Here is a 4918-nt window from a genome sequence, read left to right as displayed (position 1 = left end):
GCCGCCGCCGAAGTCCGCGGCGTAGGTGGGGGTGCTCAGGGCGGTGCCGAGCAGGGTGCCGACCAGCAGGCCGGGGAGGATGCCGCCCCCGAAGTAGCCGCCGGCCCAGGGGCCGTACGCCGGCCCGGCGTCGTAGTACGGGCGCGGACCGTGTTCGGTCTGCACCATCCGTGTCATCGGGTCGTCGCCGTCCTCCAGGCGCGCCGCGTCGGCCGCGCAGACGGGGATCGGGCGGACGGTGCCGCCGGGCGGCGGCGACCAGTCCACGTCCTTGACCGAGGGGCCGTGCCGGGGATCGAAGAAGCACGGCGAACGGCGCTCCGGGAGCGGCGTGCCCTCCCGTCGCGCGGCCAGCGAGGCGAGCGAGAACCGGCCGTCCTCCAGCGCCTCGGTCACCCCGCGTACGTCGTCGGGGCGCGTGGCCGCGGCCATGAGGGACTTCGCCTTCTCGTACGCGTCCAGCGCGTGCTCGTAGTCGGCGCGCATCGCGTCGTCGGCGCCCTTCTCGCCCGGGTGGAAGTCGAGGCGGTCCAGCTCTTCGCCGAAGGCGGTGATGTCCTCGTCCACGACGACCCTGAGCTTGTCGAGGGCCTGTCTGTCGCGCTCCTCCTTACGGAGGCGGTTGCGGCGCAGCACCGCGTACACACCGGCGCCGCCCAGTACGACGATGCCACCGAGCGTGATCAGCCCGGTCGCCGCGTCTCCGCCGCCGGTGCCGTCACCGGAGGACGTGTCCCAGCCCGCCGGCGCCTGGCCACGCGATTCGGCGAGGGCCTGGTCCACGAAGTTGTTGAGTTCCGTCGACGCCGCGACGGGGCCGGTGCCCCGCGCACCGTCGGTGATCGAACGGACCGCGTCCGGCGGCAGCACCCGGGCATCGGCGGCGGCGTCGAACCTGTCGCCGAGGCGTACGGCGTACACGCCTGACACCCCGGTCGCGTCCCGGAGCCTGTTCAGCAGTGTGTCGTCCGGGTCGAAATCGGCGGACTGCGGCAGGACGGCGACGAAGACCGGCTTGTCCGCGTCCTTGATCTTCTTCGTCAGCGCGTCGGCGTCCGACCCGGAGAGCTGGCCGGCGGCGCGCGGGTCGACATAGACCGGGCCCTTCTTGAAGGCCTCGGCCACGGCATCGGGGCCGGTGGCTGCTGCCTGCGCGCCCGGCGCCGCGACAACGGCGGCGCCCGAGAAGGCGAGCAGCAACCCGGACAGAGTGGTGAACAGCCTCGTCCTCATATCACCGACGGTACCGGAGGGCGGCACGATCCGGACGGGGCCGAATATGACGGAACGAGGACAGAACGGGGGCGGTGCGGGGCGGTGCGGGGCGCACCGTGGCCGGTACGGGGCGGTGCGACCGGGGCGCGTACGGGGCCCGGTACGGGGTGGTCCGCCGGTAGCGCCCCGGCCCCGGCCCCGGAACGAGCGGCGCACCCGGGCGGGGAGGCGCGGGTGCGTCACTCATGGGGGGCCGGACGGCGCGGGGCCCGCGCCGTCACATCCGGTCGTCTACTTCTGCTCCACCCGCACCCAGTCGATCTCCGCCTTCACCCCGCCCTGCGCGACCCTGTCGACGCTCGACTGGGGCAGGCCCCAGTAGGGCGTGGTGACCTGGTTGTGCCCGGCCGGGTAGGCGCCGCCCAGCGCCAGGTTGAGGATCACGTACTGGTTGTGGTCGAAGACCCACTGCCCTCGGGTCGACTCCAGCTTCTGCCGCGACGTGGTCTGGACGACCTGGCCGTCGACGGTGAAGACCATGCCCTCGGGCGTCCACTCGACGGCGTAGGTGTGCCACTGGTCCGCCCTGCCGCCGTTCGGGAATGTCTGCGACTTGCCGACGTTGCCGGCGGCCGAGTAGCCGGGGCCGTGCAGCGCGGTGCTCGTCCAGTTCGCGTAGCCCACGTTCTCCATGATGTCCGTCTCGCCGGAGCCCGGCCAGGACACCGACGGGTCGTCGACGTCGCTGCCCAGCAGCCAGAACGCCGGCCAGAAGCCGTCGCCGACGGGGAGCTTCATACGGGCGCTGACCCTGCCATAGGTGAAGTCGAACTTGGTGTTGGTGTCGACGCGGCCGGAGGTGAAGTCGTACGTGCCGCCGCCCGGCACCGTGGTGCAGCCCTTGCAGTACTTGGACTCCAGGACGAGCGCGCCGTTCTGAGTCTTGATGTTGTCCGGAGAGTCCACGTACGCCTGCGACTCGCCGTTGACGGAGCCCATCTCCTGGCCGGTGCGGACCACGCGCCACTTGTCGCGGTCGAGGCCGGATCCGGTGAAGTCGTCGAAGAAGGTCTGCCGGTAGGCGCCGCCCGGGTTCTGCGGCAGTGCAGGGTACGCCGCCGCCGCGCTGCCACCGGTGCCCCAGACCTGGAACTCGTACAGCGAGTAGCCGAACTGCGCCGTGGACGGGGCCGGGTTGTAGAAGGAGCGCCGCTCCTTGCCCAGTATCCGCACGTAACGGCCGGTGGCCGGGGTCGGCAGATTGATCGTGTCGTGCCGGCCGACCGCGTCGCCGGGAGACTTGATGTCGGCGCGGCGCTCGGCGATCTGCGCGGCCGAAGGCTGGTACACGGTGCGCCAGTTGCGGTTGTCGTCGGAGACCTGGAGGTCGAAGTTGACCGCGTAGGCCGCCTCCCAGTAGAGGTCGACGGACTGGATGGTGGACCGCGCGCCGAGGTCCACCCCGACCCAGCGGTTCTGGTTCCAGTCGCTCGACCAGCGGGACTGGTCGGCCTTGAGGTCGGCCGGCCAGCCGCCGTCGGTGACGAAGGCCGGTGAGTTGCCGGCGTGCTGGTAGAGGTTGCCGTACGCGGGGTGGTTCAGCGCCAGATTGCTGCGCGTGGTGGAGGCGGGGGCGGGTTCGCCGCCGAAGACCTGGAAGGAGAAGAGGGAGTAGCCCCAGGCGGTGGCGCGCTCGACGCCGCGCATCCGGACGTAGCGCCCGGTGGCCTCCTGCGGGTAGGTGTGCGCGGTGACGGTGCCGCCGGTGCCCTCGTTCTCGGTGTAGAAGTCCGTCCAGTCGGTGCCGTTCCTGGAGATCTCCAGGACGTACTGCTTGCCGTAGGCGGCTTCCCATTCGAGCTTGACCTGGCTGACACGGATGACGCTGCCGAGGTCGACCTGGATCCAGGCGTTGTCGGCGAAGTCGCTGGCCCACCGCGTGGCGGGGTTGCTGTCGAAGGCGGCGGAGGCGGGGGTGCCGGCGTTCTCGGTGCCGGAGGTGGTGACGGCCGCCGGTCTGGCCGCGACGGCTTCCGCCGCGCGGTCGGTGTTCCAGGCCGCGGCGGCCTGGACGGCGCGCGGCTGCGGCGGTGCGCTGAAGGCGAGCGGCGCCGACAGCGCGAGCAGGGCGAGGGTCGTGGTCGCGAGTAAGGACGTACGTGGGGGCATCGTTGAGCCGTTGGCGATACGGGTGAGTGGAGCGATGTCCGTACGGGGGTGTTACCGCGAGTGATGTGTGCGGGCGGGGCCCCGCCCCGCCGCCGGTCCGTGGTGTGACCGGGGCGGGTGCGGGAGCCGGGGTCCGGTGGGGACCTATCGCGCTTCGCGGGTGAGCCCGATCGTGTCGCGGTACCACTTGGCGCTGTCCTTGAGGGTCCTGACCTGGGTGTCGTAGTCGACGCGGACAATGCCGAAGCGCTTGTCGTAGCCGTACGCCCACTCGAAGTTGTCCATCAGCGACCAGGCGAAATAGCCGCGTACGTCGGCGCCCTGTGCGCGCGCCTCGGCGACGGCAGCGAGATGGTCCGCGAGGTACGCGGTCCGGTCCGCGTCCGGGACGGAGCCGTCGGCGGCGACGGTGTCGTCGAAGGCCGCTCCGTTCTCGGTGATGACGGTGGGGATGGCGTAGTCCTCCTGGATCCCCAGGAGGAGGTCGGTGAGTTCGGTCGGCGTGATCTCCCAGTCCATGGCGGTACGGGGCAGGTCACGGGGCACGCCGCGGGTGACGGGCAGCCCGTTGTCGTCGACCGGGGATCCGCTCTCGGTGACGCCGGAGAACAGGGCTCCGCGGTAGAAGTTGACGCCGAGGACGTCCAGCGGATTGGCGATGATCTCCAGGTCGCCGTCCTGGACGGGCAGTTCGGCGCCGCGCAGCGCGAGGTCGGCGACGACGTCCTCGGGGTAGCGGCCGTGGACGAGCGGGTCGAGGTAGAGGCGCCGGCCCTGGCCGTCGGCGCGGCGGCACGCCTCGCGGTCGGCCTCGCTGTCGGTCTCGGGCGTCGCCGTACCGAGGTTGAGGGTGATGCCGAGTTCGAGCGGGTTGTCGCCCGCGGCGTCGCGGATGCGCCGCGAGGCGAGTCCGTGGCCGAGCAGGAGGTGGTGGACGGCGCGGATGGAGTCGCCGAAGTCCTTGCGGCCGGGCGCGTGGACGCCCGCGTCGTAGCCGAGGACCGCCGAGCACCAGGGCTCGTTGAGCGTGGTCCAGTGCTTGACACTGTCGCCGAGCGCTTCGTAGGCGAGCGCCGCGTAGTCGGCGAAGCGGTAGGCGGTGTCACGGGCCGGCCAGCCGCCCGCGTCCTCCAACTCCTGCGGCAGGTCCCAGTGGTAGAGCGTGATCCAGGGCGTGATGTTCCTGCCGTGCAGCTCGTCGACGAGGCGCTTGTAGAAGTCCAGGCCCTTCGCGTTGGCCGGCCCGCGCCCGCCGGGCTGGATGCGCGGCCAGGCGAGCGAGAAGCGGTACGTGTCGACGCCGAGGCCCGCGATCAGCTCCACGTCCTGCGGCATCCGGTGGTAGTGGTCGCACGCCACGTCGCCGTGCTCACCGCCTTCCACCGCACCCGGTACCCGGCAGAAGGTGTCCCAGATGGAGGGGGTCCTGCCGTCCTCGGCAGCCGCTCCCTCGATCTGGTAGGCGGAGGTGGCGACGCCCCAGCGGAAGTCGCCGGGCAGGCCCTTGATCGCCGCGGCGGGGCGGGCGAGGTCC

General features: G+C 71.8%; 3 protein-coding genes. All 3 read right to left on the bottom strand.

What is annotated here, in order from left to right:
* Positions 1-1233, bottom strand: a 1233-nt coding sequence (locus GXP76_RS34035) for a hypothetical protein (protein WP_242575482.1), incomplete at its 3' end; no start/stop codon positions are given.
* A gap of 273 nt (positions 1234-1506) precedes the next feature.
* Entirely contained in the window at positions 1507-3384 is a 1878-nt protein-coding gene (locus GXP76_RS34030; protein ID WP_242575481.1) for a discoidin domain-containing protein, read from the bottom strand.
* A gap of 144 nt (positions 3385-3528) precedes the next feature.
* Positions 3529-4893 (bottom strand): GH1 family beta-glucosidase, encoded by a 1365-nt coding sequence (locus GXP76_RS34025; protein WP_242575483.1) that lies wholly within the window; start codon positions 4891-4893, stop codon positions 3529-3531.
* Positions 4894-4918 lie beyond the last annotated feature (25 nt).

It is taken from the genome of Streptomyces sp. NP-1717 (assembly GCF_022695985.1).
Taxonomy (GTDB): Bacteria; Actinomycetota; Actinomycetes; order Streptomycetales; family Streptomycetaceae; genus Streptomyces.
The sequence above is the reverse complement of the archived record's forward strand: the minus strand, read 5'-3'. Positions and strand labels throughout refer to the sequence as shown.

What these genes read in the sequence shown, in the direction of transcription:
- GXP76_RS34030 (WP_242575481.1), bottom strand. Translation starts at nt 3,384, where the DNA reads ATGCCCCCACGTACGTCCTTACTCGCGACCACGACCCTCGCCCTGCTC.